The organism is Winogradskyella sp., from assembly GCF_013213975.1.
Classification (GTDB): Bacteria; Bacteroidota; Bacteroidia; order Flavobacteriales; family Flavobacteriaceae; genus Winogradskyella.
In genome coordinates, this window is record NZ_JABSST010000008.1 from 29534 (window position 1) to 55279 (window position 25746).

Sequence of the window (25746 nt, forward strand, 5' to 3'; positions counted from 1 at the left end):
CTGAATACGCGCATTAAAATCGTTCTGAAATCGCAAAGCCTGTTTCATTTCCTCTAAGCGTAAACCGTTCCCATAGAGCTGGGATAAATTTAAAACAACGGCATGGTCTATTTTAAAATGCTCCATCCAAGCCAGCTTTTCATTTAAGAAAAAACTAGAATCAGTAATAGGTCTATTCCAATCCTTTTGTAGCATAAACTTTCTGTCCTTGTCGACCCAGAAAATGCCTTTATCTCTCATAAAATCTGGAATCTCTTCAGGATAGGGAAGGAGATGAGAATGACCATTTATTCTTAGTTTTTTTCTAGTCATTGAGCGGTTAGAATTTTAAGTGTATGTTTTTGATTATACTTTAATCTTCTGAATCTTTTTTCGCGATAGTATTGTAGTAGCGATCAAAAATAGCTGGCATATCAGTTTCAATATTTGCTAATGTAAATTCTTCTTCATAAAGTAAGTCGCCATTATCTTCTGAATACCATTGTAGTTTATCCTTTACACCTTCAGGTCTTGGATATTCTATAACGAGACCAACTGTATTAGGTCCCCTTCTTGGCGAATGGGGAATACCCGGAGGTAATAAGAAAATGTCACCTTCTTTTATATGAATATCTTTTTGTTTCTCATCTTCAATAACCTTTAAAACAATATCTCCTTCAACCTGATAAAAGAATTCTGGCGTTTCATTATAATGATAATCTTTTCTACTGTTAGGACCACCAACAACCATGACAATAAAGTCACCGTCTTTCCAAACTACTTTGTTTCCTACTGGTGGCTTCAGTAAGTGACGATTTTCTTCAATCCAGGCTTTAAAATTTATAGGCGGATATATTTTACTCATGATTTTAATATTTACTGTAGTGAATCATAAAGTTACAAACTTTTTGTTCGACCACCATCAACTGGGAGATTAATTCCATTGATATAAGCCGCACAAGCACTAGCTAAAAATGTTATTGCATCTGCTGTTTCTTCTGGTTTTGCGAAACGTTTAGCAGGCACACTGTTTTTCATATTACTAGATGCTTCTTCAATATCAATTCCTTGTTTGGCTGATTTGTTTTTAATGATTTGGCTTAAACGCTCTGTACTTGTTGCTCCGGGTAAAACGTTATTTACGGTAATGGCAAATTGTCCTAATTCATTGGCTAAAGTTTTACTCCAATTAGCTACAGCACCTCTAATAGTGTTACTTACTCCAAGACCATCAAGTGGTTGTTTAACAGACGTAGAAATGACATTAATAATTCTACCATATTGTTCTGATTTCATAAAAGGAACCAATGTTTGTACTAAAACATGGTTGCATTTTAAATGCTGGGTAAATGCACTTTCAAATGCTTCGATCTGAGCAGAAAATATTGGCCCTCCTGCTGGCCCTCCAGTATTATTAACTAAAATATGGAAACCGTGATTACTATTAATATGTGCTTCTACTTTTTCCTTTAAAGCTTCAGGATCTGAAAAGTCAGCGACGATATAATTATGATTTCGATGCCGAGGTAACTCTGCTAGAACTGCTTTAAGTTTATCCTCATTTCTAGCTATTAAGGTTACTTCAACACCTTCTGCTGCTAATGCTATTGCTGTAGCTTTTCCTATACCTGCTGTACTTCCGCAAACAAGGGCAAATTTATTGTTAAGGCCTAAATCCATACTTACTTGGTAAATTTAAAGCTATTAAGAATCATTATAGCATCTTTTTCATATCGTTCATACTCTGTAGTAGTAGAGGCAAAAGTAAGTACGTAGGCTACCCGATCTTTTACTGTGAATAATTGATTGAATTTTAAATTCATACCACCTCCTAATTCTGCAGACCAGATAATATTAGTTGCTTCAATATCACCAATTGTTACTGGTAAGGCGCTTGCCATTTTAGCGTTTGGCACTTGTTTCACTTGTTTTAATACTTTTTCAGTATATGCTTCTAATGTTAGGTCTTCATGTACCAAATTTTCTATGGTTAGATTTACTCTTTCTCTAAAGGAATCTTTTGTTTGTGAGGCTTCAGGGCTCATGAAAATAAATGCAATTGTAGGTTCGGGTTTCTGATCGCTATATTCCCAATTAGACGGGTAGTTTATAGAGTAATTGTCTTTTTGATAGGTTTTCCAACCATCTTGTGCAAATATTGCTGTCGTTAATACAGTAAATATGAGACTTAATAAGCTAATTTTCATTTTTTATTTTTTAATATTTTATACATACATTTTTAGGTTCTGTGAAAAAGCGTAAGGCTTCAAAACCACCTTCTCGTCCAACACCAGAGTTTTTTACCCCACCAAATGGTGTTCTTAGATCTCGCATTAGCCAAGTGTTGACCCAAACAATACCAGCTTGTAATTTATGACTCAGTCTCATGGTACGTTTTAAATCATTAGTCCAGAGCGTCGCAGATAAGCCATATTTTACCTTATTTGCCATGTCTAATACTTGGTCCTCTAATGTAAAGGGCATAATTGTAACAACTGGACCGAATATTTCTTCTTGATTGACACGGCATTCGTCTGTTGTTACTTCAATAATTGTAGGTTCTAAATAATAACCATTTTCATAGCCTTTCACCTTTACTTTATTGCCACCTGTAAGAACTATTCCGCCTTCCTCTTTTGCTATATCTATGTAGCTCATTACCTTTTCTAAATGCTGTTTTGAGACCAAAGCACCAACTTTAGTTTCGGTATCAGACGGATGACCAACTTTTAATTGTGTTACCCTAGCAATAAAATCAATCTTAAACTTCTCATATAATGATGCTTCTATAAAAATACGACTACCACAAAGACAGATTTGTCCTTGATTTGCAAAAGATGATCTCACCGTTGTAGTGAGCATGTCCTCATAATCACAATCGGCAAATATGATATTTGGGTTTTTACCGCCTAATTCTAAAGATAATTTTTTAAACATTGGCGCAGCAGTTCTTGCAATGTGTACCCCAGTAGAGGTGCCACCTGTAAAGCTGATGGCTTTAATTTCAGAATGTTCTACAATAGCCTGTCCTGTTGTAGTTCCTAAACCATGAACAATGTTTAATACTCCCTTTGGTAAACCAGCTTCGTTACAGATCTCTGCCAATAAATAGGCTGTCATTGGCGTTACTTCACTTGGCTTTGCAATAACACAATTACCAGCAGCAATTGCTGGTGCGATTTTCCAAGTAAATAAATAGAGTGGTAAATTCCAGGGCGAAATACATCCAACAACTCCGAGTGGTTGCCTTAGGGTGTAGTTAATGGCATTCTGTCCAATACTTTCGTGACTTTCACTGGCAAATTGCGTGATGGCATTAGCAAAAAAACGGAAATTACTGGAGGCTCGAGGAATATCTATAGCTTTAGCCAACCATAAGGGTTTACCGTTATCTTTACTTTCTGCTTTAGCTAACCGGTCTAAATTCGATTCAATGAGCTCTGAAATTTTAAGAAGTATCCGGCTACGTTCCTCCAAAGTTGTTTGAGACCACCGATTAAAGGCCAAATTTGCAGCTTCATAAGCAGCGTCCACATCTTCTTTCGAAGAGTTGGGGATTTGCCCATAAACGTCTCCACTAGAAGGATTATAATTAGGAATCCAATCATTAGATAATGGATTCTGAAAATTACCGTTTATGAAGTTTTGGATATGCATTATTCAGACTTCTTATAAGCCATCACTTTAATTTCAATCACTAAATCAGGATGTGGTAATTGATGCACAGCCACTGTTGTTCGTGTTGGTCCAGTTACTATGTCAAAAAACTCAGCATAGGCACGGTTATAGTCTGCAAAGTCATTCATATTTACTAAAAAAGAGGTCACATCTACAATATCCTTTAAAGAAGCACCAACTTTTGCAAGGGTCTTATCTATATTTTTCAGAACCTCTTGGGTTTGGGTATAGGCATTTAATTTCTTAGTACCCATCTCATCTATAACATCTACTCCAGCAATGCTGTTGTCTGGTCTTCGCGAACTAGTGCCTGAAACAAATATAAAATCTCCAACTTGTTTTACATGTGGATAGGCGCCTCTTGGTGTAACTGTCTTTTCACTCATGATTTAATGTAATCCTGCAACTCTATCATCTTCAAGAATTGCCTCTGTTTCGGTTTTAACTTTGTCTAAAATATCTTTAATGTCATCGTCCGTAGTAATAATGCCGTCCGCTAACATATTTAAAATGGCTTTATCTTGAGCACGTCCTCTTAACATGGCTTCTCTATAGCCTATATCTTCATTAAAAGTTACTAAACTATACTTTGACGAATAGTCTTCAGGAAATGCCTTTTCTAATGCCATTTCTATTTTACGCTTTTCCTGAAAAATAGCCTGGCCGACATGGTCTTTCATTTCATGGAAATTATCAATGGCTAAATCGGCAATGGCATCGGTGTCTTTCTTTCTTATCTTGTTATACTCAGAAAATACCTGCTCCCAGTTGCCTTCAAATTGATCTAATATTTTATCAAATTCTACAACATCCTCAAAAGAGGCATTCATACCTTGTCCATAAAATGGCACAATGGCATGTGCAGAATCTCCCATAAGCAAGGTATTACCTTTATAATACCATGGAGAACATTTGACTGTTCCTAAGGGAGCTGTTGGGTTTTCGAAAAAATCATCTACTAAGTTTGGCATTAAAGCTAAAGCATCAGGAAATTCTTTTTGGAAAAATTCAGTAACAATTTCTGGAGTCGTTAAATTATTAAAATTATACTCTCCTTTATCATAGCTCAAGAACAAAGTTACCGTAAAACTGCCGTCTAAATTTGGTAATGCAATAATCATAAAATCACCTCTTGGCCAGATATGTAGGGCATTTTTGTAGGTCTTATAGTGACCATCAGAATTAGGCAGAATACTTAATTCTTTATAACCGTGTGTTAGCCATTGTTGGGAGAAACTGAATAGAAATTTTTTCTCTAAAAAGTAGCTTTTGCGCAGTGCAGAACCTGCTCCATCAGTAGCAATAATACAATCAGCATCTTCAATAAATTCATGTTTAGTATGATAATCTTGAAATAAAGCTGTCGTTTTTTCAAAGTCTACGGTCTGACATTTTTTATTAAAGTGAATGGAAACATTATTGTGTTTTTCCGCTTCATCAAGTAACAGTGCATTAAGATCTTGTCTTGAAATGGAATTAATATATTCATAATCTCTTCCGCTATAATTTGAAAGGAGGGTATTGCCTTCACGATCGTGTAACATACGTCCGTTCATCGGGATACAAAGTTCCTTGACCTTTTCTGCAATCCCAACCATTTTCATTGCCTTATTGCCACGATCTGAAAAGGCCAAGTTAATCGAACGGCCAGCTGAAATATCTGTCTTGCGTAAATCTGGTCGCATTTCATAGACTGCAACATTATAGCCGCGTTGCCCTAAGCGTAAAGCTAGTAGACTGCCGCACAGGCCTGCGCCAATAATTACGATATTTTGTTGTTTATTATTCATTTAAAATACCTTTCATTTTTTCTACCATATGGTAAACATCCTCAAATGAATTGTAGAGTGGTACAGGTGCACATCGGATGACATCTGGTTCTCGCCAGTCACTAATAACACCTGCTTGAGTCAATTTATCATACAACGTTTTGTCTGCATTTAAAACTTGGATTGAGAGTTGACACCCTCTTTGATTTGGGTCTTCTGGTGTTATAATTCGGATCACATCCTCACCAAGATTTTTTAATAGATATTCGAAATAACCAGTGAGATGCTGTGACTTTTTAATCAGTTGCTCTATGCCAACTTCATTAAATATATCCAACGAAGCGCGAATTGCAGCCATAGATAAAATAGGTGGATTACTCAATTGCCAACCTTCAGCACCTGGAAGCACATCAAATTCGTGTCTCATGTTAAATCTGGTGTTTTTGTTATGACTCCACCATCCCGTAAATCGATTTAGATTTTTATTATGAGCGTGACGCTCATGAACAAAACAACCAGATAAGCTACCTGGACCTGAATTTAAATATTTATAAGTACACCAAATTGCAAAATCGGCACCTGAATTATGTAAACTTAAGTCAACATTTCCAGCGCCGTGCGCACAATCAAAACCTACTTTACAGCCATAGTGATGCCCTAATTGTGTTATGCGTTTTAAGTCGAAAAATTGGCCTGTGTAATAATTTACACCTCCAATCATAATTAAAGCGATTTCATCTCCTTGAGTTTTTAAAATACTTTCAAGATCATCATAATTCAAAAGCTCCTCACCAGCCCTTGGTGTCCATAGGATTAAACCTTCTTTATCGTCATAACCATGATGGCGTAATTGTGACTCTACAGCATACTTATCTGAAGGAAATGCATCACTTTCAATCAATATTTTATAACGCTCTGCTGTTGGTTGATAAAACGAGGCCATCATAAAATGAAGATTAGCCGTCAATGAATTCATTGTAACTACCTCGATAGGTTTTGCACCAACTACGTTGGCCGAACTTTCAGTTAAGAATTCATGATAAGGTAGCCATGGGTTTTTAGCCTCGGTATGACCTTCTACGCCAAGGTTTGCCCAATCATCTAATTCTTGATTAATGTATGCTTTGGTCGCTTTAGGTTGCAGTCCAAGCGAATTACCACACAAATAAATTAATTCATTTCCATCCTTGTCTTTTGGGATATGAAATTGTTGTCTGTAATGCGATAACTCGTCTAAGGCATCTTGTTGTTTGGCAAAATCAAGGCCAATTTTATAGTCGGACAAAGTACTATTGATTTTTCAATTTGTAACAAAAATAAGGATTTAAATTGGGGAAATAAAGGTCGTTTTTGGTAATAAAAATTGAGTGTCTTAAAGAGAAACAAATAGATTGTGGAAAAACAAAAGATTATTTTAATGGTGGTATTACTGTGGCATGGAAAGCCTAAAATTATATGCACTCTGCGATGTGTGTAAAAGCCTTATCTAATGTATTTCAACTTAAAGATACACCATGGATTAAAATTCATACAGGTATTACCGATGAACTCATAAATGCCACATATCAACGTTCATTTGGCGCATTCAGCTACCACATGAACGATGAGAGTGAAGCTCCTTCACAATCATGGAAACTAAAGTCGAAGTGTTGAAAAATGCACTACTATTGATTTTGGTGTCTTAAGATTGAAACGAAAAGATGGTACAAAAGAGACTCAAAACAAAACAAACACCTTCTAACCTTATTCTGCCTGAGAGCATAAACCATGTTGTGATAATGCACACGTAAAAGAAAACTTTAGAGACCAAAACGTAAAAAGCACTTTAACTCGTGAGATAAAGTGCTTGGATATATATAGACGCCGTTAGGCGGGAAATGTAAGCTATACGTTTTAAGTCGAAAGAACCCACGTGAAACTTACATTGTAGTTAACAAAAGTAATACCAAATATTTATAGATAGATTAATCTAAGGTTATACTTACATCAGCAAAGTTCAAATTCCACTTACCTTCATCTTTTTTATGATCAATTGCAATTTTGATACCATTAAAATTTCGGTAATTTTCAAACGTATTTGATAACGATGGTGCTTCAGAATTTCCTTGTCTAAATGTCCATTCTTTTATCATATAGTTTTCGTCATAATAAATATCGTAAGCATCACCAGGTGTGTAGCCTCCCTCACTACCATATAGAAGCGTAATCATATTTAAATCTTCATTTTTGATAGGCGATTTTGCAACCACTGGATCAGAAATTGTTGCCGATGTATCCCAAACCAATTGGAATGGAACTAGCAACCAAAATTTATCGTTAATAAAACCACGGTCTGCTGCAATGTGAGTACTATCCATCTCATGTCTTATATATGAGATTTGAGTCTCGCCTAAGGACATACTTACTTTGTTTTCTTTTGGTCGCCAAACCCAGGATCGCCCTTGTCCTTTAATGGTGTCTCTGTCGACTTTGAAGGTGAATTTTACTTCGGATACATTTTTCCAATTTTCATAGCCGTGCGCATTAGCAATTTTTTCTGCTATCGTTAATTTTTTAGAGGTTTCCTCGATAATGGTTTTTTTCTTTTCGGAATTGCAAGAAATGACTAGGAAAAAGCAAATAATAGAGGTCATCGTGTATTTCATTTGTAATGAATTTTTAATTTAGACACAAAATTAACCAACGATGGAAAATCACACTAATTATTTTGAAGTAAATAAAGCCACCTGGGACCAAAAGGTAACCATTCATGCTCAGAGTGAAATGTATAAGATGGCGGGTTTTAAGGCTGGTGACACTTCGCTGATGCCATATGAATTAAAAGCACTAGGAGATGTAAATGGTAAGTCTTTGCTGCATTTACAGTGTCATTTTGGTCAAGATACCATGAGTTGGAGTAGAATGGGGGCTGATTGTGTTGGTGTAGATCTTAGTGATGAGGCTATTAAGTTGGCTACCTCTCTAAGTCAGGAGCTCAATCTCAATACAGAATTTGTCTGTTGTAATGTTTTAGATACTTCTAACCATATTTCAAAAACATTTGATATTGTTTATACAAGTTATGGTACCATTGGATGGTTACCAGATTTAAAGCCTTGGGCTAAAATGATTGCTGAACGACTTAAAGTTGGTGGTACATTTTATATTGTTGAGTTTCACCCTATTCTTTGGATGTTTGATTATGTTGAAGGGCAACCAAAAATGACTTATCACTACAATCAAGATGAGGTAATATATGAAGAATATGAAGGGACTTATGCCGATACTTCTTCAAAAATGGTGAGTAAAGAGTATGGTTGGAATCATGGCTTAAGTGAAGTGGTTAATGCACTTATTGAGGCGGGATTGCAGATAGATTACTTGAACGAATATGACGAAAGCCCTTATGATGTATTCCCGGATCTGATTAAGCTAGACAATGGTATGTATAAAATGAAGAATCAGCTATTTCCAATGCTTTTTGAAATTAAGGCAACAAAGGTTAAATAAAAAAACCAACCTTTTTAGACTGGTTGCTTATTAATGTTTTTCTTCTTCCTTTAACAATTCTGGGAACTTTGCTTTAAAGCGATTTAATCGTGGTATAGATACCGCTATGATGTAACGATGTTTAGGATTACGTTTTTCAAAGTCCTGATGGTAAGCAGAAACTGGGTAAAATTTTTGAAAAGGATAAATCTCTGCTGCAATTGTAGCATCTAATTCTTTAGCAAGAGCTGCTTTCTTTTTCTCTATAACTGTTTTCTGTTCATCATTTTGATAGAATATAATAGATCTGTATTGTGGACCTTTATCTGGACCTTGACCATTGACTTGTGTTGGATTTTGAGATCCAAAATATATATCAACCAATGTGGCAAAACTCACTACTTTTGGGTCATATATAACCTCTACAGTTTCTGAGTGTCCTGTTGTTCCTGAGTGACTTTTCTCATAAGTAATATCGTCAGTATGGCCACCTGCGAATCCACTAATAACTTCATCAACTCCATTTACACTTTCATAAATAGCTTCAACACACCAAAAACAACCGCTGGCAAAATAAGCACGGGCTTTTCCATTTTCTAATGTTACAACTACTGGCTCTGCCTCAATTATTGCCTTTTGTTCAGGACTAACTTGTGCTTGGTTTTGGCAACTAAAAAATAGGCTAATGCTTAAAAAATAAAGTAACTTTTTCATGATTTGATATTTTCTTTTTCAATAGACGTACAAAGTTACAATTCCTTAAAATGAAATTCTTTAAAGTTTTATTAAATAAAAAAAACCCTCACAAATTGTGAAGGCTTTTACATATTATTGAAGGATAATTACTTACTTAACTTAGCAAATAACTTTTCCATTTTTACTTTTTCTTCCTCGGCTAAAACAGCGTCTACAAGAATGCGTCCACTATGCTCATCTGTAATTACTTTTTTACGAGAAGCAATTTCTACTTGTACTTGTGGAGGAATTGTGAAGAATGATCCACCAGATGCACCACGCTCAATTGGTACTACTGCTAATCCATTCTTTACATTATTTCTAATTCTTAAATACGCTTTTACAAGGCGTTCGTCAATTTTCTTCTGGAAATCATCAGACTTAGCGAGAAGTGCTTCTTCTTCCTTTTCAGTTTCTTTTAAGATCTCATTAAGTTCACCTTTTTTGTGCTTTAAGTGCTCCTTACGATCTTTTAAACGCTCTTTAGTCTCTGAAATAACTTCTTTCTTTTGCTCTATTTGAGCCTTAAATTCTTTGATGTGCTTTTCAGCCAATTGAATTTCCAATTCTTGAAATTCAACTTCTTTTGTTAATGAATTATATTCTCTGTTATTTCTTACGTTATTCTGCTGCTCGCTATACTTTTTGATTAAAGCTTTAGCTTCTTCGATTAAGTTTTTCTTTCCTTTAATCTCTTCATCAATAACGGCAAGGCTATCATTTAATTTTTCTAATCTCGTATTCAGTCCTTCAACTTCATCCTCTAAATCTCTAACTTCTAAAGGAAGTTCGCCTCTAACATTTCTTATTTCGTCAACACGAGAGTCAATTAACTGTAAATCATACAAGGCTCTTAAACGCTCTTCTACAGTAACTTCAGCTTTTTTCGCCATAATTATAAATACTTTACCGGATTTGTATTTGTCTTTGATAAAACGACTGCAAAATTAGTAATTTTTTTCGAGAGATAGTCCACTAAAAATGATTTTGTGAACTGTTCACTCTCATAATGACCTATATCTGCCAAAATAATACTGTTTTCAGCACTAAAAAAGTCGTGATATTTCAAGTCTGCAGTAACCAAAAGATCTGCACCTGAAGCTTTTGCAGCACCAATAGCAAAACTTCCAGATCCACCAAGAACCGCAATGCGCTTTATTGGCTTATTTAATAAATTGGAATGACGCACACTTGATGCCTTCATTTTGCTCTTTATAAATTCAAGGCATTCCTTTTCATTCATCGCTGTTTCAAGTTCGCCTACCATACCCATCCCTCTGTAAGGATTTGTATTGTCTAAAGTGACAACTTCAAAAGCCACCTCTTCATAAGGATGATTGCTAAGAAGCGCTTGCAGTATTTTAACCTCTAAATGTTTTTCAAAAACAACTGAAATAGCTGTTTCGTTTTCAGAATGTAGTTCACCTTTGTTGCCAATGCTTGGATTAGCGTATTCATTTCCTTTATATGTGCCAATGCCGTCCGTATTGAAGCTGCAAGCATCATAATTACCCAAACTACCAGCACCCGCTGAAAATAAAGCAGTTCGCAATGATTCAGCATTATTTTTTGGGACATAGGTTTGTAGTTTTTTCAGGGTGCCAGAGCTTGGTATTAATATGTTCTTGTTTACTAATCCTAACTGATCGCAGATTATAGAATTGACCCCTTGAAAGGCATTGTCTAATGCGGTATGAATTGAAAAAATGGCAATGTTGTTTTGAATTGCCTTAATAACAACACGTTCTACATAGGTCTTACCTGTAAGTTTTTTTAAACCTTTAAAAATTATAGGATGGAAGCTTACAATTAAGTTACAGTCATTGTTGATAGCTTCTTCAACCACTGCTTCAAGCGTGTCTAGTGTTACAAGAATTCCTGTGATTTCTTGACATTTATCACCAACTAAAAGTCCTACATTATCAAAGTCTTCAGCATAACTCAATGGCGCTAATTCTTGTAATTGATTAATTACATCTTGAACGGTCATAAGTATATAATTTCTTTCAAAAATACATATTTTAGTGGTGTGAAGTTTATAAGAACGCTTTTGTTTCCTGTTGTGCCAATTTATTATTTGGTTACATGGCTGCGCAATTGGTTATATGATAACGGTATTAAATCTTCAAAAGCCTATGATATTCCTATAATTTGTGTTGGTAATCTTAGTACAGGTGGTACGGGTAAAACACCAATGATAGAGTACTTAATTCGGTTATTATTTCATGATAAGTCTATAGCAACACTCAGTAGGGGTTATAAACGTATAACAGAAGGATTTATACTTGCAGATGAGTCTGCAACTGCAGATACGATTGGCGATGAGCCATTTCAATTTTTTAGAAAGTTTCAAGATATTAAGGTTGCGGTTGATAGTAACCGCCAAAACGGTATTGAGCAATTACTATCGCTTAAAGATAAAACTGAAGTCATTTTGTTAGATGATGCGTATCAGCATAGAAAAGTAAGAGCTGGATTCAATATATTACTGACGGCTTATCATCATCTTTATTCTAATGATATTGTTTTACCAACTGGAAATTTAAGAGAACCAAGATCTGGTGCAAAACGTGCAAATATTATTGTGGTAACAAAATGTCCTGATGGTATTACTCATCGGGAAAAAGAGGCTATTAAAGAGCAATTAAAAATACGTTCACAACAACAACTGTTTTTTAGTCACATTGATTATGCTGCAAACGTGATCTCAGTTGATAATCAATTGCCAATACATGCTTTGCCAAAATTTACTTTAGTGACCGGCATCGCAAATTCGAGTCCCTTAACAGAATTCTTAAATGATAAAGGTTTAGTGTTTGACCATATGGAGTATCCAGATCATTACAGTTATAAACCTAGCGATATTGAAGTCTTATCTCAAAAAGGTCTAATTGTGACCACTGAAAAGGATTATGTAAGGCTTTCGAACAATGAAAGTTTAGATCTGTACTACCTTCCAATTGAAATTAAAATTGATAGAGAAGAAGAATTTAATAAGACTTTGACATCTTTTATGGTCTAAAAGAAACTAGAAACAACCTCTTTCCCAGAAAGTACATCGTGTAGTTTTGCTTCGAAATCTTCTTGTTTGAATGGCTTTGAAATAATATCATTAAATCCGGCCTCACCAAATTCATGCATTTTATCTTCTAAAGTTACCGCAGTAAGTGCAAAGATGACTAATTTTTTATCAAATGTACGGATAATTTTAGTGGCTTCAAGTCCGCTAATACCTGGCATATGAATATCCATGAGTACAACATTGTATGTTGTAGTTTTAACTTGCTCAACAGCCGCTTCACCATTATCAACTACATCACAATAAAGGCCCATTTTATTTAGGATTTTCTTTGTAATCATTTGATTTATTTTGTTGTCTTCAACGACTAAGATTTTAACTTCACTTAAATCCAAATCTTCCATTTTATTTGTTTCTTTAGTTTCTTCTACTGCTGGAGTATCTAAGGTTTCTGTTTTCTCTAAAGGAATTTCAAAAAAGAAGGTAGTGCCTTTACCGAGCTCACTCTTCAAGTAAATTTTTCCTTTTAGAATTTGGATAAGTCCTTTTACAATTGAAAGTCCAAGACCTGTACCACCATATTTACGGTTAATCTGCACAGAACCTTGGGAGAAACTCTCAAACATATGGGCTTGTTTTTCTTTTGTAATACCAATTCCATTATCTTCAATTTCGAAGCGTAAAGTATAAAGATCATCTTTGTGACTAACTTTATAGGCTCTCACCCAGATGTCTCCATCTTTCGTGAATTTAATAGCATTTCCGAGTAGATTAATTAAGATTTGGGATATTTTTAATTGATCACCATTATAAATTTCTGGTAAATTATCGTCATAGTAGAAATGTAATTTGGTGCCATTATCTTTTGCAGAATTACTTAAGGCAGAAATTACATTCTCTATTTTATTTTTTAAGTTGAATATTTCAGGATCTAACTCAACTTTATTAGCTTCAATCTTATTGATTTGAAGTATGTCATTGATAAAGGTTAATAGATAATCTCCTGAAAATTTAAGTGATTTTAAATGTGGAATTTGGTGTTCTTTTGGGTTTTCATCCAATAACATATTAGTTAATCCTGTAACGGCATATAACGGTGTTCTAAGCTCATGAGTTACTGTAGATAAAAAATTTGCTTTTGTTTTAGACGCTAATTCTGCTTTCTCCTTGGCAATGATGAGTTCATCATTTTTTGTATGAAGCATATTATTTGTTCTTAACCTTATATTGTTGTTCTTATATAATGACAATGTTAATAAGGATAGAATTGTTATTAACGCAATACTTAATATTGTTGTGATTCGAGAAAAATTACTTTCTGCATGAAGTTCTACATTTTGTTGCTTGAGTTCCTTGTTTTCGGCGTCCTTATACTTACTAATAGATTGACTTGTAATACCAGGTGTAAGACTTTCTCTTCTAATATCTAAAATTGAATCGGATAGCTGGTAATGTTTTGTTATAAAGTCATAAGAATTTTTATAATCTCCATTCGCTTTATGTATACCACTTAAGGTAAGATAAGCTTCATTGATATTTTCAATAATATTGTAAGATTGAGCTATTCTTAAGCCTTCATCTACTTGTCTTAAAGCTAGATCATTACTGTCCATTGCGCTTGAAACTTTGCCAGATTGTATCATAGCGCTGCTTAATGTGCGCTGTTGTTCATACTTCTTCGCAATAATAATAGTGCTTTCTAGTTTAGATTTGGCCTCCCCAAAACGTTCCAGAGCAATTAATGCCTTGGCTTCATTTAGTGTAACTTCGGAAATATATTCTTCTAAATCTTCTTGCTCAAATAAGTTTTTAGATGATTTATAATACCCAAGCGCTGTTTCATATTCCTCTTTTGTTCCTTTTGAGCTATGAATAACACCTTTAATATTATAAGTTATTGCAAGGTTTGGATAGTCAAAATTTTCGCGTTGTATTTGAATAGCGGTATTTAAAGAAACATTTGCTTTGTCAGTCTCACCAACCAAATATCTTACTCTTGCAATTTTAGTGTGAATTGAGCCTAAATTTACGTTATCGTCAATTTTTTCGGCTATAGCTTTCGCCTTATCAAGATTATCTAAGGCATTATAATAATCTCCTCTGTCACTCTCAAGTTTGGCTTGAATTATTCGTTCCTGCAGGCGCATTGAGAGTAAATCTGTGTCTTCAACACCTTCAATTTGTGCGAAAACCAGGGTACAAAAACATGCTAAAAAAACAAATATGTGATATTTGATTCGGGACATTTCAGCTCACTTTATAATAACAAATATAGTTATTTATTCGATAAAAGTGTGTTTTTGTCCGATAAATTGTAAATTAAATCTAAAATTCTTGAACTGTAGCCTGTTTCATTATCGTACCAGCCTACTATTTTTATCATATTACCAATAACCGATGTCATTTGTGCATCGAATATACATGAATGTGTATTTCCAACTATATCAACGGATACTATTGGATCTTCAGTATATTCTAAAATACCCTGTAAAGATGTTTCTGAGGCTTTCTTAAAAATCGCATTAACCTCTTTTATGGTGGTGTCTTGTTCTATATTAATTGTTATATCTGTTAGTGAACCGTTTGCCACTGGAACTCTAATACCACATCCGCCAATAACATCTGATAAATCAGGAAATATTTTGGTTAATGCTTTTGCAGCACCTGTGGTAGTCGGCACTATAGATTGGCCAGCCGCACGCGCTCGTCTTAGATCTCTGTGCGGTTGATCATGAAGACTTTGATCTGTTGTATAGGAATGAATTGTTGTTATATAGGCTTGCTTAATGCCAAAATGTTCTTTAATTAATGCTATCATTGGTGCGGCATTATTAGTGGTACAGGAGGCATTGGAAATAATTTGCTCTGATCCTTCAATTAATTGATCGTTTACACCAAGAACAATGGTTTTAATTGAATCATCGATTGCTGGAACCGATAAAATAACCTGTGCAGCTCCATTGGCTAAATGATAGTCTAAATCAATTTTAGATTTAAATTTTCCTGTGGCTTCAATCACATAATCTGGCGAGTTAGAAGACCAGTCGATAGATTTAGGATGCTTATGATTGAAAAGTGGAATTTCTATTCCGTTAACTATGATATGATTTTCATTCCAAGAAATAGCCTCGTTCAATACTCCATGAATACTATCATATTTTAAAAGATGGCTTAAGGTTTTAGCATCGGCTGTGTCGTTAATTGCAACAATTCTAATATTAGGATGCTGAAGAGCAAGTCTAAATACGCGCCGGCCAATTCTTCCGAAGCCATTTATAGCAACCTTGATCATTAATTGATATGTTTTTGCGCTTTGTAAGATGATCTTACAAGCGCGCTACTTTCAACGTGTCTAAAGCCAAGGTCAAGACCTATGGCTTTGTATTCATCAAATTCATCTGGATTTATAAAACGCTGAACAGGCAAATGTTTTTTGCTAGGTTGCAAGTATTGACCTATCGTAACCACATCCACATCATTATCTCTTAAATCGTGTAAGGTTGCAATCACTTCCTCACGTGTCTCACCTAAACCCAACATAATTCCAGATTTAGTTCTCCTTTGCCCTTGTTGTTTTAAATATTTTAAGACTCCCATACTACGATCGTACTTTGCTTGAATACGAACTTCACGAGTTAATCGTCGCACGGTTTCAATATTGTGTGATACAACCTCAGGTGCAACATCAATAATTCTATCAATATGCTTTTCAATACCTTGAAAATCTGGTATTAAAGTCTCTAAGGTGGTTTCAAGATTCATTCTGCGAACCGCTTTAACGGTTTCTGCCCACATGATACTTCCCATATCCTTAAGATCATCTCTATCCACACTAGTTAATACGGCATGTTTTATTTGCATGATCTTTATAGAGCGTGCTACTTTTTCGGGTTCATCCCAATCAACGGTTTCTGGACGTCCTGTTTTTACACCACAAAAACCACAAGAACGCGTGCATATATTTCCTAAGATCATAAAAGTCGCTGTTCCCTCTCCCCAACATTCTCCCATATTGGGGCAGCTTCCAGAAGTACAAATGGTATTGAGTTTATATTTATCGACAAGACTTCTAAGTTCAGTATACTTCTTACCTGTTGGTAATTTTACACGTAACCATTTTGGTTTGCGTTCTGGCAAAATATTTGAAGCGACTTTAGTTTCCATTAATTTCCTTTTTCGAAAAACAAAGATACGAAGTAATTAATTAAAAATAGGCTAAAGAATAGTAAGGTACCATATGCTAAATCCAAGCAAAAATATAATTCCCGCCCACGATAACACTCTAATTTTTGAGTTTGGTTTCCATTCTTCGGGAGTGTGTTTACTGGTTATTAATACATAGTTAATAATAGCGTAAAACGGTGCGGTTATAAAGGACAAAATCGTCGCGATTTTAACTAAAAGTCCCATTTCTGAGGCTAAGGCAAAAAATATAAAAATGGTTCCTAGAGTTAGGAGTAATATCCAAAGTAAATACCCGTTTTTATAAACTTTATTACTTAGAAGATCTAGGCTTTTAGCCATAGCTCTAGGTGAAGCGTCCAAAGTTGTAATTGTGGTACTGAACATGGTGGTAAATCCTGCAATTCCAATTATTATATAAGCCCAATTCCCTAAACTATTGGTATACAAATTTATAAGCTGATTTGAGAAAATAGCTGCTTTGTTACTAAATGTTTCGCCAGATTGAAACATGACAAAGTAACCTAGACAAACAAAGGCAATACCCAATAGGATTGCACCTATATAACCCACATTAAAATCTAGAAGCGCTTCTTTTGGAGTAAATAACCCTTCATCTTTTTTCTTTTCTACGGCCCATATAGAATGCCATACAGAAATATCTAAAGGAGCTGGCATCCAGCCCATAAAGGCGATTAAAAATGCTATTTCAGTGGTATTTTCAGGAAAAATCTGTACAATCGATAATGGTAATGTAAATTCTGTATAAGCAAAACTAACAGCTAAAAGCGTGCTTATAGTAAGCGTAATTATTATAACTTTAATAAGTTTATCTAAGGTTCTATATTTTCCTAAAAAAAGGATAAACAAGCAAATTAATAATATAATTATTGTCCAGATTTCTACACTAGATATAGTTTCAATTCCAAAATTGAGAATGCTCACATCTCCAAATAAAGAGTTAGCTAAACCTGCTGTTACAATAGTCACAGCCGTTTGAATTGTGAACATGGTTGCTATACTTAATATGAAATAAGCTATGAGAATTCCTTTACCTAGTTTGTAGTAACCTTCTAAAAGACTTTCTCCTGTAGCTGCGGCATAACGAGGTCCAAATTGAAAAAACGGATATTTAAATAAATTTACCAAAAGTAAAGCCCATAACAACCCAAGTCCAAAGTCGGCACCTGCTCTTGTGGACTGTACCAAGTGGGATACACCGATTGCAGCACCGGCAAAAAGCAAACCAGGCCCTAATTTTTTTAAAAAAGAAAACATTATGTTCTTGTAATAATTTCGGCTAATAGTTTTTTAGCACGTAGTAGTTTTACCTTAACATTATTGATAGGCTCATTTAATTCTGTAGATATTTCTTTATAACTCAATTCCTGAAAAAACCTAAGATTAATCACTTCTTGGTAATGTGGCTTCAATTTTTTTATATCTCTTAAAAGTTTAGCCAAATTTTGTTCAGTTATAATTTTGTCCTCAGGTGAAGGTGAATCATCAATAATATCTAGAAAATTCTCGTCATTATCTTTAGATGTGTTCTGAATAGACTTTTTCTGTTTCCTAACTAAATCAATATGAATATTTTTTGAAATGGTTATAAGCCAAGTGTTAAACTTGTAATCATCATTGTAAGTGTTGATTTTATCAAAGGCCTTAGAAAAGGTTTGGATGGTTATATCCTCAGCATCATTTTCATTCTGTGTACGCCTTAATTGAAAGGCATAAACATCATTCCAAAAGGTGTCAAGAAGGAAGTTGAACGCAATCTGGTCGTTTTTTTTAGCTTTACTAATCGCGTTTTTTATTTCCAATGTTTTGGTGTTGCCATAAGATTAGCACTAAAGATACTTAATTGTGTAGTAATTAAAAATAATTCTAAAACTGGAGCAAAATATACTAGACCAAGATCATCTAATTTTTTTGCAGCAAGTGTAAAACTTAATAATTGAACTGTGAAACGTAATGCAATTAAACTTACTACCCAGATCCAATTGTAAGCAATTATTAATAGTAATATCCCAAGTATCCAAAAGGTTAACTGCGAAAAATAAAACAAGCTAAGAAGTAGTTTATGTTGTAATTTATATAATCGTGATGTGCTTACATGCCTTCGCTTTTGCCTTATCCAATCCTTTAATGACTCTTCTGGGGTAGATATGGTAAAACTGTCCTTAACAAAACATAAGGCTACGTTATTTTTATCTGCAACTTCATTAATGAATAAGTCATCATCACCTGATTTGACTGACATATGACCATTAAAACCATTATTGTTAAAAAATAGTTCTTTTGTATAGGCCATATTTCTGCCTACTCCCATATAAGGTATTCCTAGTTTAGCATAAGAAAAGTATTGTAATGCTGTAAGTATAGTTTCGAATCGGATTAATAGATTTAAAATTGAAGATCTTTTTTTTTCATAGGCGCCATAACCTAATACAACGGCTTTTTCATTGGAAAATTTACTACTCATATGTTGTAGCCATAGACTAGAATTTGGTCTACAATCGGCATCTGTAAAGACTAAAAAGTCGTTTTTAGAGGCTTTAATACCTAATGTGAGTGCATATTTTTTATTTCCCCAAAAAGCTTCGTTTGTTCGCACATCAACAATTTTTATAACATCATATTTTGCTTCAAATTGTTTCATAATCTTAAGAGTCTGATCTGATGATCCATCATTAATCAAAACCACTTCGTAGTTTGAATACTCTTGATTTAGAACATAAGGGAGATTCTTTTCTAAATTTTCGGCTTCATTTTTTGCACAAATAATTACAGAAACCGGGATGTGTTTTTTTGATTTAGAATCAGGTCTAACAGCTGAAAAGGAAAAAAGAAAAATCAGATAATATAAAATCTGAATAAAAACAATAACTCCAAAAACAATAAAAAGGATTGTTGATAGGCTCATTAAACCCTATGAGTGTTGAGGTTCGTTGCAATCTTTAAATTGGTCTGGAGTTTTACCACAAAATCCGCAGGCTTCACCTTCTCTATTTAGCATAGGATTTTGACTTGCACATGTTCCGGCAAATTCTCCATCCTTTTTGGCCCATAGTTTAATGGCTATTCCCGCAACGCCTATTGCTAACAATCCAAGTGTAAGGAGTAATAATTTCATTTAAATCATTATATTTAGTACAAAGATAATGGTTTTACATTTATTTATCCCCCTTTTGTGATTGTGACCTAATCTGTAATTCTTGTGTCACATTATTTTAAATATTTATTAACTAACTAATTTATTTTCAATTATGAAGAAATTATTTGCGGAATTTTTCGGAACGTTTTGGCTTGTTTTTGGCTGCTGTGATAGTGCTATTTTTGCTGCTGGATTTCCAGATTTAGGTATTTGATTCGTTGTAGTATTGGCCTTTGTTTTAACAATACAAACAATGGCTTATGCTGTAGGTCATATTTCAGGTGGTCATTTTAATCCAGCTGTATCCTTAGGTCTTTGGGCTGGTGGTAAATTTGAGGCTAGAGATCTAATTGGATACATCGTAGCTCAAGTGGTAGGTGCCATTGCAGCTGCTGGTGTATTATATCTAATTATTTCAGGTCAATCAGGTTTTGAAACGGTTGGTGGTTTCGCTTCGAACGGGTATGGCGAATTATCGCCTGGTGGATATAGTATGACTGCTGTTATTATTGCAGAAATTGTGTTAACTGCATTTTTCTTGTTAGTAATTTTAGGAAGTACTAACGTTAGCGCTCCTAAAGGCTTTGCACCGATTGCTATTGGATTGGCCTTAACTTTAATTCATCTTATAAGTATTCCAATATCTAATACTTCTGTTAACCCTGCAAGATCATTAAGTCAGGCACTATTTGCTGATGGTGCCTATTTATCGCAGGTTTGGATTTTTTGGGTAGCACCAATAGCTGGTGCAATTGTTGGTGGATTAATTCATAAATCGATGTTTGAAAAAGAATAGTTTTCAACTTTATTTCATAAAAAAAAGGCACGGTTATCCGTGCCTTTTTTGGGTTGTAATATTTTCTTATTTGTCTTTCAAGGAAATCTCAGCAACTGAATTATCATTGGTAACTTTTTCATTGCCATCTGTTCCAATTTTTATACTTAAGGCTAATGCATCTTCCATATATGGAATTGGTCTTAGCTCTCGTTCCGTTTCATCTAAGATACCTAAATTAACCATTCTATCTTGTAATTCTGCCCAAATTTGATAATGCTGATCTTTTGGTAGTTGTGGTAAGGAAATCACATCAATCATTGTAGTTTTTTCAACGGGATTGATGTAGGCAACCGTTTTTAAATCCTTTGCTCTGTCATTACCACTCATTACATATTTACGTGCATCGGGGTTATTTAACTTATTAAACTCTCTAGAAAGTTTGTCTAATTTTGCATTGTTATTCTGGATGTCACTTCTCAAATCAAAAATTTCATCAACAACAATATTGTTTTCGTCCAATAAAAGTTGATTTTTTTGATATAAGAATAATGTAGAGATAGCAAATAATACTGCAGCAGCACTTGCTGCAATACTATACCAAGGAGTCTTACTATTTTGTACTAAATGAATAACTTTAGTTTCATTGGATTCATCTAAAGCATCAAGTATGTTTGAAAGCATATTGTTTGGCACGTCAACTGCTCCTACTTTTGCAATAAGTTCCAAATTATGCTGAAGTTTTTCGTACGCCGTAGCGACTTCAGGAAAGTTCTTAATATAGCGTTCAACTTCTTGAGTTTCCTCAACAGAAGTATCACCAACTAAGTACTTATTAAGTAAGTTAGATTCTAAAAAACGATGTAATTTTTTTTCCATATTCATCTATTTTAAGGATCGTAAACCTTTTTAAGTTCACGTAATCCTATTTTTAGTCTCGACTTGATGGTTCCCAGCGGAATATCTAATTCGTCGCTAGCTTCCTGTTGCGTCATGCCTTGAAAAAACAAGGCGTCGAGTACAATTTGATATTTTTTTTCAAGTCGACCAACATGTTCTTTAATATCCATAACATCTTGGTTTAAATCACTTGTTGGTAGGATATATACGTTAGAAGTATCAATTTGGACTTCTTTCTGATATCGATTATTAAAACTTCTTAATTTGTCAATAGCGGTATTTCGTGCGATTCTGAATAACCAGGTAAATAATTTAGCTTTACTCGAATCATACTTGTGTGCATTTTTCCAAACTTTAATAAAAGTTTCTTGTAAGGCATCTTCAGCGATTTCTTCGTTGATTGTAATTTTAAGTATAACTCCATAAAGACTATTAGAGTAGTTCTCATAAAGTAAATTGAGGGCTCTCTTGTCTCTTTTAGCTAATAAATCAATTATTTTTTTCTCTGTTGGTGATACACTCAAAATATTAAAATCTAATTATTTGGTTTTCAGGATGTCCGAATTGATATATAAAACGTAAATATAGTTAATTAGGCCTAACAAGGTTAATGGCACATTTTTAAAGAATAATTTTCCGAAAAATAGATTGATTAATAGCATTTTAAAGATTATTCTTATTCAAGAGTCACATAATTCCTGTGGTTTTTGTTTTTAAATGATATTAACTTCAGTGTCAATAGTTATATTAAAAATCCGTTTTACCGTTTTCTGTATAAGTTGGGCTAGCTCATAAATGTCCTGACCTTTTGCATTATTGTAGTTAACTAACACTAAGGCTTGTTTATTGTGAACACCATAATCACCAAATCGCTTTCCTTTAAACCCTGCTTTCTCAATTAACCATCCTGCAGGTACTTTTATAGTATTTTCTGATACTTTATACGATGGAACTTCAGGGAAATTTTCTTTAAGCTTTTCAAATTCGTTAGATGTAATTACAGGATTTTTAAAAAAACTTCCACTATTACCAATTTCCTTTGGATCGGGCAATTTACTTTGTCTAATTGCAATAACAGCATTGGAAATATCTTGAATGGTAGGAGTTGATATTTTAGACGCTTCAAGCTGCTGTTTTATGGCACCATAATCCATATGCAACTCATGATTTGATTTTGTAAGTTCTAGAACAACACTTATAATTATAAATTTACCTTTTAAGTCTTGCTTAAAAATAGATTCGCGATAATCAAACTTACAATCAGATTTATAAAAGGTCTTTATATCTCCAGAATATATGTCAATGGCATTGCAACTCACAAAAACATCTTTTAACTCTACACCATAAGCACCAATATTTTGAATGGGAGCCGCACCAATATTACCTGGTATTAACGACATATTTTCTACACCTCCAAAATTTCTTTCCAAGCACCACAAAACAAATTCATGCCAGTTCTCCCCAGCCATTGCCTTAATTTGGACTTTGTTACTGGTTTCATGTACAATCTCAATGCCTCGAAGATTTAAATGAAGTACTAAGGCTTCAATGTCTTTTGTGAGTAACATATTACTGCCTCCACCTAAAAAAAATAAAGGATCATCCTTTTTCAGTGTTAAGATGTCTTTTAAGCCTTCAAGATTTGAAATATTGCAGTAAGTTCTTGCTTTGGCGTCTATACCAAAGGTATTGTAAGGCTTTAAAGAAACATTTTTTTCTATTAGCATTAATCTTTGTAAACTTTAAGAGCTTCCGCTAAAACGTTAACAGCAGTCTTAAGACTTTCTTCATTTAATACGTATGCAATTCGAATTTGGTTTTTGCCAACACCTGGTGTTGAGTAAAATCCCGCAGCTGGCGCTACCATGACTGTATTATTATCATAGTCAAAAGACTCTAACAACCAACGCGCAAAATCATCTGAATTTTTAATTGGTAATTCTACTATACAATAAAAAGCACCATTAGGTTTAGCAACTTTAACACCAGGGATTTTTTGTAATTCTGTGATTAACGTATTTCTTCGATTTACATATTCGTCTATAACATCGTCAAAGTAACTTTGTGGAGTATCTAAGGCAGCCTCCGTCGCAATTTGAGCTAATGTGGGTGGACTTAATCTAGCTTGTGCAAACTTTAATGCGGTTTTTATGAAATCTTTATTTTTAGAAACCAAATATCCAACACGAGCACCACACATGCTATAGCGTTTAGAAACAGAATCAATAACAATAGCATTATCTATTAAGCTATCTTCTTGTAAGATCGAATAATGAGAAGTCCCATCATAAGCAAATTCTCTGTATACCTCATCAGCGATTAAAAAGAGATCGTGTTTTTTTACGATGGATGCTAATTTTTGTATTTCTTCTTTTGAATACAAATATCCTGTGGGGTTTCCTGGGTTACAGATTAATATTGCTCTTGTCTTTGGACTTATTAATTTTTCAAATTCTTCTATTTGTGGTAAGGCAAAGTTATTTTCAATTTTTGAAATTACAGGTACAACTTTAACTCCAGATGACGTCGAAAATCCATTGTAATTTGCATAAAATGGTTCAGGAATAATGATCTCATCATCTTTGTCCATAATACTTCCAAAGGCAAATAATAATGCCTCACTACCACCAGTGGTTACAATGATATCTTCATGAGTTACAGAAATACCATTCTTTTTATAATAATTGGCAATTTTCTTTCGATAAGATTCAGAACCTTCAGATCTTGAATATGCAATAATATCTAAGTCAATATTTTTTACGGCATCTAAAGCAATTTGAGGGGTTTTAATGTCTGGCTGTCCTATGTTAAGATAGTGAACGGTTTTTCCGGATTTCTCAGCGGCTTCTGCAAATGGTACCAATTTCCTAATTGGTGACTCTGGCATTTTTATGCCTTTGCTTGAAATTTTTGGCATCGTTAGTTTTTTAAAACACAAAGTTCTGAAAATTCTTAAAGTTTATGTAAAAAATCAAGATTAAAATATCTCATATGATAAAGATTTGTAACTTCAGTTAAAGCACACTCTTATTGAAGCGACCGTTACGATATTTTATTGCTGTAATTTTCCTTTTGTGTTGTTACTTTATTAACGCTTAAGGAAGATTTTTGCTTAATAAGAAAGCAAGCCAAAAAAATAAATTCGAGTTAACAAGTAACCTAATGATTATCCCTGTTGAAATCAATGGAGTGAAATTATCTTTTGTCCTAGATAGCGGTATGAGTAGACCAATATTATTTAATCTGATTGAGAGTGATGCTTTGGATTTAAACAATACTAAAACCTTTTTTCTGCATGGTCTAGGTGCGGAAGGACGAATTAGGGCCTTGCGATCGAGGAACAATAATTTTAAAATAGGTGAGGCAATATATAGACATCAAGAATTGTATGTCATCCTCGATCAGGATATAAATTTTACACCAAGACTTGGAGTGTATGTACATGGGATTATTGGTTGCGATGTTTTCAAGGACTTTGTGGTTGAGATAAACTATAACTCACGGTATATAAGACTACATAATCCAGAAACATTTAAGGCTAAGACTCATAAGAAATGGGTGACAATTCCGCTAGATGTTGATAATAAAAAGCCTTATTTAAATTCAACGGTTCAATTGTAGGATCAAATGCATGACGTTAAGTTACTCATTGGTACAGGTAGCAGTGATGCTTTATGGCTTTTTGAAGATGACCAAATAATAATTTATACGTTATAGATTATTTAGGTAAGGGACTCAGTGGATCAGTATATGGTAAACGATCCAAAGTTCAAAAGTTTGGATTGAGTAATTTCGAGTTACGAGATGTAAATGTTGCCTTTCCAGATTCAGCATATATTGATTTGGATAAAATTTATGAAAAGCGAAATGGTAGTGTTGGGGGCGAAATATTAAAACGGTTTAACTTATTTGTTGATTATGGAAATAGTATATTGTATTTAAAGAAAAATGGATTTTTTAAAGATACCTTTTCTTATAATAACAGTGGTATTGTATTAGATCACAATGGAACTCGGTTTGTTAAGGAACGAATTACAGTACCATCCAATGATAAGTATAATAATGATAATCGAGAGGCTATTCA

Annotated in this window: 26 protein-coding genes and 3 pseudogenes; 6 read left to right on the forward strand and 23 right to left on the reverse strand. The window is 34.1% G+C overall.

Annotated elements, in window-relative coordinates:
- From HRU49_RS01850 to kynU, 8 genes and pseudogenes are all read right to left on the reverse strand, one after another.
- A pseudogene (locus tag HRU49_RS01850) lies at nucleotides 1-312 on the reverse strand (amidohydrolase); the annotation flags it as partial.
- 40 nt (nucleotides 313-352) lie between these two features.
- Nucleotides 353-844, reverse strand: coding sequence for a 3-hydroxyanthranilate 3,4-dioxygenase (locus tag HRU49_RS01855; protein WP_296353561.1), 492 nt, complete (start codon nucleotides 842-844; stop codon nucleotides 353-355).
- A gap of 32 nt (nucleotides 845-876) precedes the next feature.
- Entirely contained in the window at nucleotides 877-1659 is a 783-nt protein-coding gene (locus tag HRU49_RS01860) for an SDR family oxidoreductase (RefSeq protein ID WP_296353563.1), read from the reverse strand.
- A 2-nt stretch (nucleotides 1660-1661) separates the two neighbouring features.
- Entirely contained in the window at nucleotides 1662-2186 is a 525-nt protein-coding gene (locus HRU49_RS01865; RefSeq protein ID WP_296353565.1) for a PsbP-related protein, read from the reverse strand.
- Nucleotides 2187-2196: 10 nt separating this feature from the next.
- Nucleotides 2197-3636 carry an aldehyde dehydrogenase gene (locus tag HRU49_RS01870; RefSeq protein ID WP_296353567.1) on the reverse strand — a complete coding sequence of 480 codons (1440 nt, stop codon included), beginning with the start codon at nucleotides 3634-3636 and terminating at the stop codon, nucleotides 2197-2199.
- Nucleotides 3636-4043 (reverse strand): RidA family protein, encoded by a 408-nt coding sequence (locus HRU49_RS01875; RefSeq protein ID WP_296353569.1) that lies wholly within the window; start codon nucleotides 4041-4043, stop codon nucleotides 3636-3638. The genes HRU49_RS01870 and HRU49_RS01875 overlap by 1 nt, the downstream gene beginning before the upstream one ends.
- 3 nt (nucleotides 4044-4046) lie before the next feature.
- Nucleotides 4047-5447: an NAD(P)/FAD-dependent oxidoreductase gene (locus HRU49_RS01880; RefSeq protein ID WP_296353571.1), complete on the reverse strand. Its 1401-nt coding sequence runs from the start codon at nucleotides 5445-5447 to the stop codon at nucleotides 4047-4049.
- Nucleotides 5440-6711, reverse strand: a complete 1272-nt coding sequence (kynU, locus tag HRU49_RS01885) for a kynureninase (RefSeq protein ID WP_296353573.1) — start codon at nucleotides 6709-6711, stop codon at nucleotides 5440-5442. Before kynU ends, HRU49_RS01880 begins: the two co-directional genes overlap by 8 nt.
- A 170-nt stretch (nucleotides 6712-6881) precedes the next feature.
- On the opposite strand from kynU, the gene HRU49_RS01890 reads away from it, so the two are divergent.
- A complete protein-coding gene (locus HRU49_RS01890) occupies nucleotides 6882-7079 on the forward strand; it encodes a (4Fe-4S)-binding protein (protein ID WP_296353575.1) in 198 nt (65 codons plus the stop codon).
- A 311-nt stretch (nucleotides 7080-7390) separates the two neighbouring features.
- Here the strand turns inward: HRU49_RS01890 and HRU49_RS01895 are convergent, their stop codons facing one another.
- Complete coding sequence (locus tag HRU49_RS01895; RefSeq protein ID WP_296353577.1) at nucleotides 7391-8071, reverse strand: hypothetical protein; 681 nt, start codon at nucleotides 8069-8071, stop codon at nucleotides 7391-7393.
- A 40-nt stretch (nucleotides 8072-8111) separates the two neighbouring features.
- Between HRU49_RS01895 and HRU49_RS01900 the strand changes: the two genes are divergently transcribed.
- A complete protein-coding gene (locus tag HRU49_RS01900; protein WP_296353580.1) occupies nucleotides 8112-8915 on the forward strand; it encodes a class I SAM-dependent methyltransferase in 804 nt (267 codons plus the stop codon).
- Nucleotides 8916-8945: 30 nt separating this feature from the next.
- Here the strand turns inward: HRU49_RS01900 and msrA are convergent, their stop codons facing one another.
- The 3 genes from msrA to HRU49_RS01915 form a co-directional block, all read right to left on the reverse strand.
- Nucleotides 8946-9608, reverse strand: a complete 663-nt coding sequence (gene msrA / locus HRU49_RS01905; protein ID WP_296353581.1) for a peptide-methionine (S)-S-oxide reductase MsrA — start codon at nucleotides 9606-9608, stop codon at nucleotides 8946-8948.
- A gap of 128 nt (nucleotides 9609-9736) precedes the next feature.
- Nucleotides 9737-10522, reverse strand: coding sequence for a C4-type zinc ribbon domain-containing protein (locus tag HRU49_RS01910; protein ID WP_296353583.1), 786 nt, complete (start codon nucleotides 10520-10522; stop codon nucleotides 9737-9739).
- Between the two features lie 2 nt (nucleotides 10523-10524).
- Nucleotides 10525-11619 carry a Nif3-like dinuclear metal center hexameric protein gene (locus HRU49_RS01915; protein ID WP_296353585.1) on the reverse strand — a complete coding sequence of 365 codons (1095 nt, stop codon included), beginning with the start codon at nucleotides 11617-11619 and terminating at the stop codon, nucleotides 10525-10527.
- A 39-nt stretch (nucleotides 11620-11658) separates the two neighbouring features.
- Between HRU49_RS01915 and lpxK the strand changes: the two genes are divergently transcribed.
- Nucleotides 11659-12651 (forward strand): tetraacyldisaccharide 4'-kinase, encoded by a 993-nt coding sequence (gene lpxK / locus HRU49_RS01920; protein ID WP_296353587.1) that lies wholly within the window; start codon nucleotides 11659-11661, stop codon nucleotides 12649-12651.
- Here lpxK and HRU49_RS01925 read toward each other — a convergent pair.
- From HRU49_RS01925 to HRU49_RS01955, 7 genes are read right to left on the reverse strand one after another with little or no spacing between them, the layout of a single operon-like run.
- Nucleotides 12648-14894 (reverse strand): ATP-binding protein, encoded by a 2247-nt coding sequence (locus HRU49_RS01925; protein ID WP_296353588.1) that lies wholly within the window; start codon nucleotides 14892-14894, stop codon nucleotides 12648-12650. The two genes, lpxK and HRU49_RS01925, sit on opposite strands and share 4 nt — an antisense overlap.
- 29 nt (nucleotides 14895-14923) lie before the next feature.
- The gene (gap, locus tag HRU49_RS01930; RefSeq protein WP_296353590.1) at nucleotides 14924-15940 is read right to left on the reverse strand and encodes a type I glyceraldehyde-3-phosphate dehydrogenase; all 1017 of its coding nucleotides are present in this window, start codon (nucleotides 15938-15940) and stop codon (nucleotides 14924-14926) included.
- On the reverse strand, nucleotides 15940-16812 hold the full coding sequence (gene lipA, locus HRU49_RS01935) for a lipoyl synthase (RefSeq protein ID WP_296353592.1): 873 nt from the start codon (nucleotides 16810-16812) through the stop codon (nucleotides 15940-15942). The genes gap and lipA overlap by 1 nt, the downstream gene beginning before the upstream one ends.
- 51 nt (nucleotides 16813-16863) lie before the next feature.
- Nucleotides 16864-18108: a divalent metal cation transporter gene (locus tag HRU49_RS01940; RefSeq protein ID WP_296353594.1), complete on the reverse strand. Its 1245-nt coding sequence runs from the start codon at nucleotides 18106-18108 to the stop codon at nucleotides 16864-16866.
- A complete protein-coding gene (locus HRU49_RS01945) occupies nucleotides 18108-18653 on the reverse strand; it encodes a sigma-70 family RNA polymerase sigma factor (RefSeq protein WP_296353595.1) in 546 nt (181 codons plus the stop codon). The genes HRU49_RS01940 and HRU49_RS01945 overlap by 1 nt, the downstream gene beginning before the upstream one ends.
- On the reverse strand, nucleotides 18644-19756 hold the full coding sequence (locus HRU49_RS01950) for a glycosyltransferase (protein ID WP_296353597.1): 1113 nt from the start codon (nucleotides 19754-19756) through the stop codon (nucleotides 18644-18646). The genes HRU49_RS01945 and HRU49_RS01950 overlap by 10 nt, the downstream gene beginning before the upstream one ends.
- Nucleotides 19757-19762: 6 nt before the next feature.
- Nucleotides 19763-19966 carry a membrane or secreted protein gene (locus HRU49_RS01955; RefSeq protein WP_296353600.1) on the reverse strand — a complete coding sequence of 68 codons (204 nt, stop codon included), beginning with the start codon at nucleotides 19964-19966 and terminating at the stop codon, nucleotides 19763-19765.
- Nucleotides 19967-20099: 133 nt separating this feature from the next.
- Between HRU49_RS01955 and aqpZ the strand changes: the two are divergent.
- A pseudogene (aqpZ, locus tag HRU49_RS01960) lies at nucleotides 20100-20783 on the forward strand (aquaporin Z).
- Between the two features lie 66 nt (nucleotides 20784-20849).
- On the opposite strand, the gene HRU49_RS01965 reads toward aqpZ, so the two are convergent.
- From HRU49_RS01965 to HRU49_RS01980, 4 genes are all read right to left on the reverse strand, one after another.
- Complete coding sequence (locus HRU49_RS01965) at nucleotides 20850-21641, reverse strand: anti-sigma factor (RefSeq protein WP_296353602.1); 792 nt, start codon at nucleotides 21639-21641, stop codon at nucleotides 20850-20852.
- Between the two features lie 11 nt (nucleotides 21642-21652).
- Nucleotides 21653-22186, reverse strand: a complete 534-nt coding sequence (locus HRU49_RS01970) for a sigma-70 family RNA polymerase sigma factor (RefSeq protein WP_296353604.1) — start codon at nucleotides 22184-22186, stop codon at nucleotides 21653-21655.
- Between the two features lie 189 nt (nucleotides 22187-22375).
- A complete protein-coding gene (gene murB / locus HRU49_RS01975; protein ID WP_296353606.1) occupies nucleotides 22376-23389 on the reverse strand; it encodes a UDP-N-acetylmuramate dehydrogenase in 1014 nt (337 codons plus the stop codon).
- On the reverse strand, nucleotides 23389-24579 hold the full coding sequence (locus HRU49_RS01980) for a pyridoxal phosphate-dependent aminotransferase (protein WP_296353609.1): 1191 nt from the start codon (nucleotides 24577-24579) through the stop codon (nucleotides 23389-23391). Before HRU49_RS01980 ends, murB begins: the two co-directional genes overlap by 1 nt.
- Nucleotides 24580-24824: 245 nt before the next feature.
- Between HRU49_RS01980 and HRU49_RS01985 the strand changes: the two genes are divergently transcribed.
- Both HRU49_RS01985 and HRU49_RS01990 read left to right on the forward strand, forming a co-directional pair.
- Nucleotides 24825-25283, forward strand: a complete 459-nt coding sequence (locus HRU49_RS01985) for a retropepsin-like aspartic protease (protein ID WP_296353611.1) — start codon at nucleotides 24825-24827, stop codon at nucleotides 25281-25283.
- Between the two features lie 161 nt (nucleotides 25284-25444).
- Nucleotides 25445-25746 (forward strand): annotated as a pseudogene (locus HRU49_RS01990) (aspartate aminotransferase); the annotation flags it as partial.

Coding starts and splice junctions, on each gene's coding strand:
- HRU49_RS01870 (WP_296353567.1), bottom strand. CDS start 3,636: ATGCATATCCAAAACTTCATAAACGGTAATTTTCAGAATCCATTATCT.
- HRU49_RS01865 (WP_296353565.1), bottom strand. CDS start 2,186: ATGAAAATTAGCTTATTAAGTCTCATATTTACTGTATTAACGACAGCA.
- HRU49_RS01890 (WP_296353575.1), top strand. CDS start 6,882: ATGCACTCTGCGATGTGTGTAAAAGCCTTATCTAATGTATTTCAACTT.
- HRU49_RS01910 (WP_296353583.1), bottom strand. CDS start 10,522: ATGGCGAAAAAAGCTGAAGTTACTGTAGAAGAGCGTTTAAGAGCCTTG.
- HRU49_RS01900 (WP_296353580.1), top strand. CDS start 8,112: ATGGAAAATCACACTAATTATTTTGAAGTAAATAAAGCCACCTGGGAC.
- HRU49_RS01965 (WP_296353602.1), bottom strand. CDS start 21,641: ATGGAAAAAAAATTACATCGTTTTTTAGAATCTAACTTACTTAATAAG.
- HRU49_RS01950 (WP_296353597.1), bottom strand. CDS start 19,756: ATGAGCCTATCAACAATCCTTTTTATTGTTTTTGGAGTTATTGTTTTT.
- HRU49_RS01880 (WP_296353571.1), bottom strand. CDS start 5,447: ATGAATAATAAACAACAAAATATCGTAATTATTGGCGCAGGCCTGTGC.
- msrA (WP_296353581.1), bottom strand. CDS start 9,608: ATGAAAAAGTTACTTTATTTTTTAAGCATTAGCCTATTTTTTAGTTGC.
- HRU49_RS01955 (WP_296353600.1), bottom strand. CDS start 19,966: ATGAAATTATTACTCCTTACACTTGGATTGTTAGCAATAGGCGTTGCG.
- murB (WP_296353606.1), bottom strand. CDS start 23,389: ATGCTAATAGAAAAAAATGTTTCTTTAAAGCCTTACAATACCTTTGGT.
- HRU49_RS01915 (WP_296353585.1), bottom strand. CDS start 11,619: ATGACCGTTCAAGATGTAATTAATCAATTACAAGAATTAGCGCCATTG.
- HRU49_RS01940 (WP_296353594.1), bottom strand. CDS start 18,108: ATGTTTTCTTTTTTAAAAAAATTAGGGCCTGGTTTGCTTTTTGCCGGT.
- HRU49_RS01980 (WP_296353609.1), bottom strand. CDS start 24,579: ATGCCAAAAATTTCAAGCAAAGGCATAAAAATGCCAGAGTCACCAATT.
- HRU49_RS01925 (WP_296353588.1), bottom strand. CDS start 14,894: ATGTCCCGAATCAAATATCACATATTTGTTTTTTTAGCATGTTTTTGT.
- HRU49_RS01855 (WP_296353561.1), bottom strand. CDS start 844: ATGAGTAAAATATATCCGCCTATAAATTTTAAAGCCTGGATTGAAGAA.
- HRU49_RS01860 (WP_296353563.1), bottom strand. CDS start 1,659: ATGGATTTAGGCCTTAACAATAAATTTGCCCTTGTTTGCGGAAGTACA.
- gap (WP_296353590.1), bottom strand. CDS start 15,940: ATGATCAAGGTTGCTATAAATGGCTTCGGAAGAATTGGCCGGCGCGTA.
- HRU49_RS01875 (WP_296353569.1), bottom strand. CDS start 4,043: ATGAGTGAAAAGACAGTTACACCAAGAGGCGCCTATCCACATGTAAAA.
- HRU49_RS01985 (WP_296353611.1), top strand. CDS start 24,825: ATGATTATCCCTGTTGAAATCAATGGAGTGAAATTATCTTTTGTCCTA.
- lipA (WP_296353592.1), bottom strand. CDS start 16,812: ATGGAAACTAAAGTCGCTTCAAATATTTTGCCAGAACGCAAACCAAAA.
- HRU49_RS01895 (WP_296353577.1), bottom strand. CDS start 8,071: ATGAAATACACGATGACCTCTATTATTTGCTTTTTCCTAGTCATTTCT.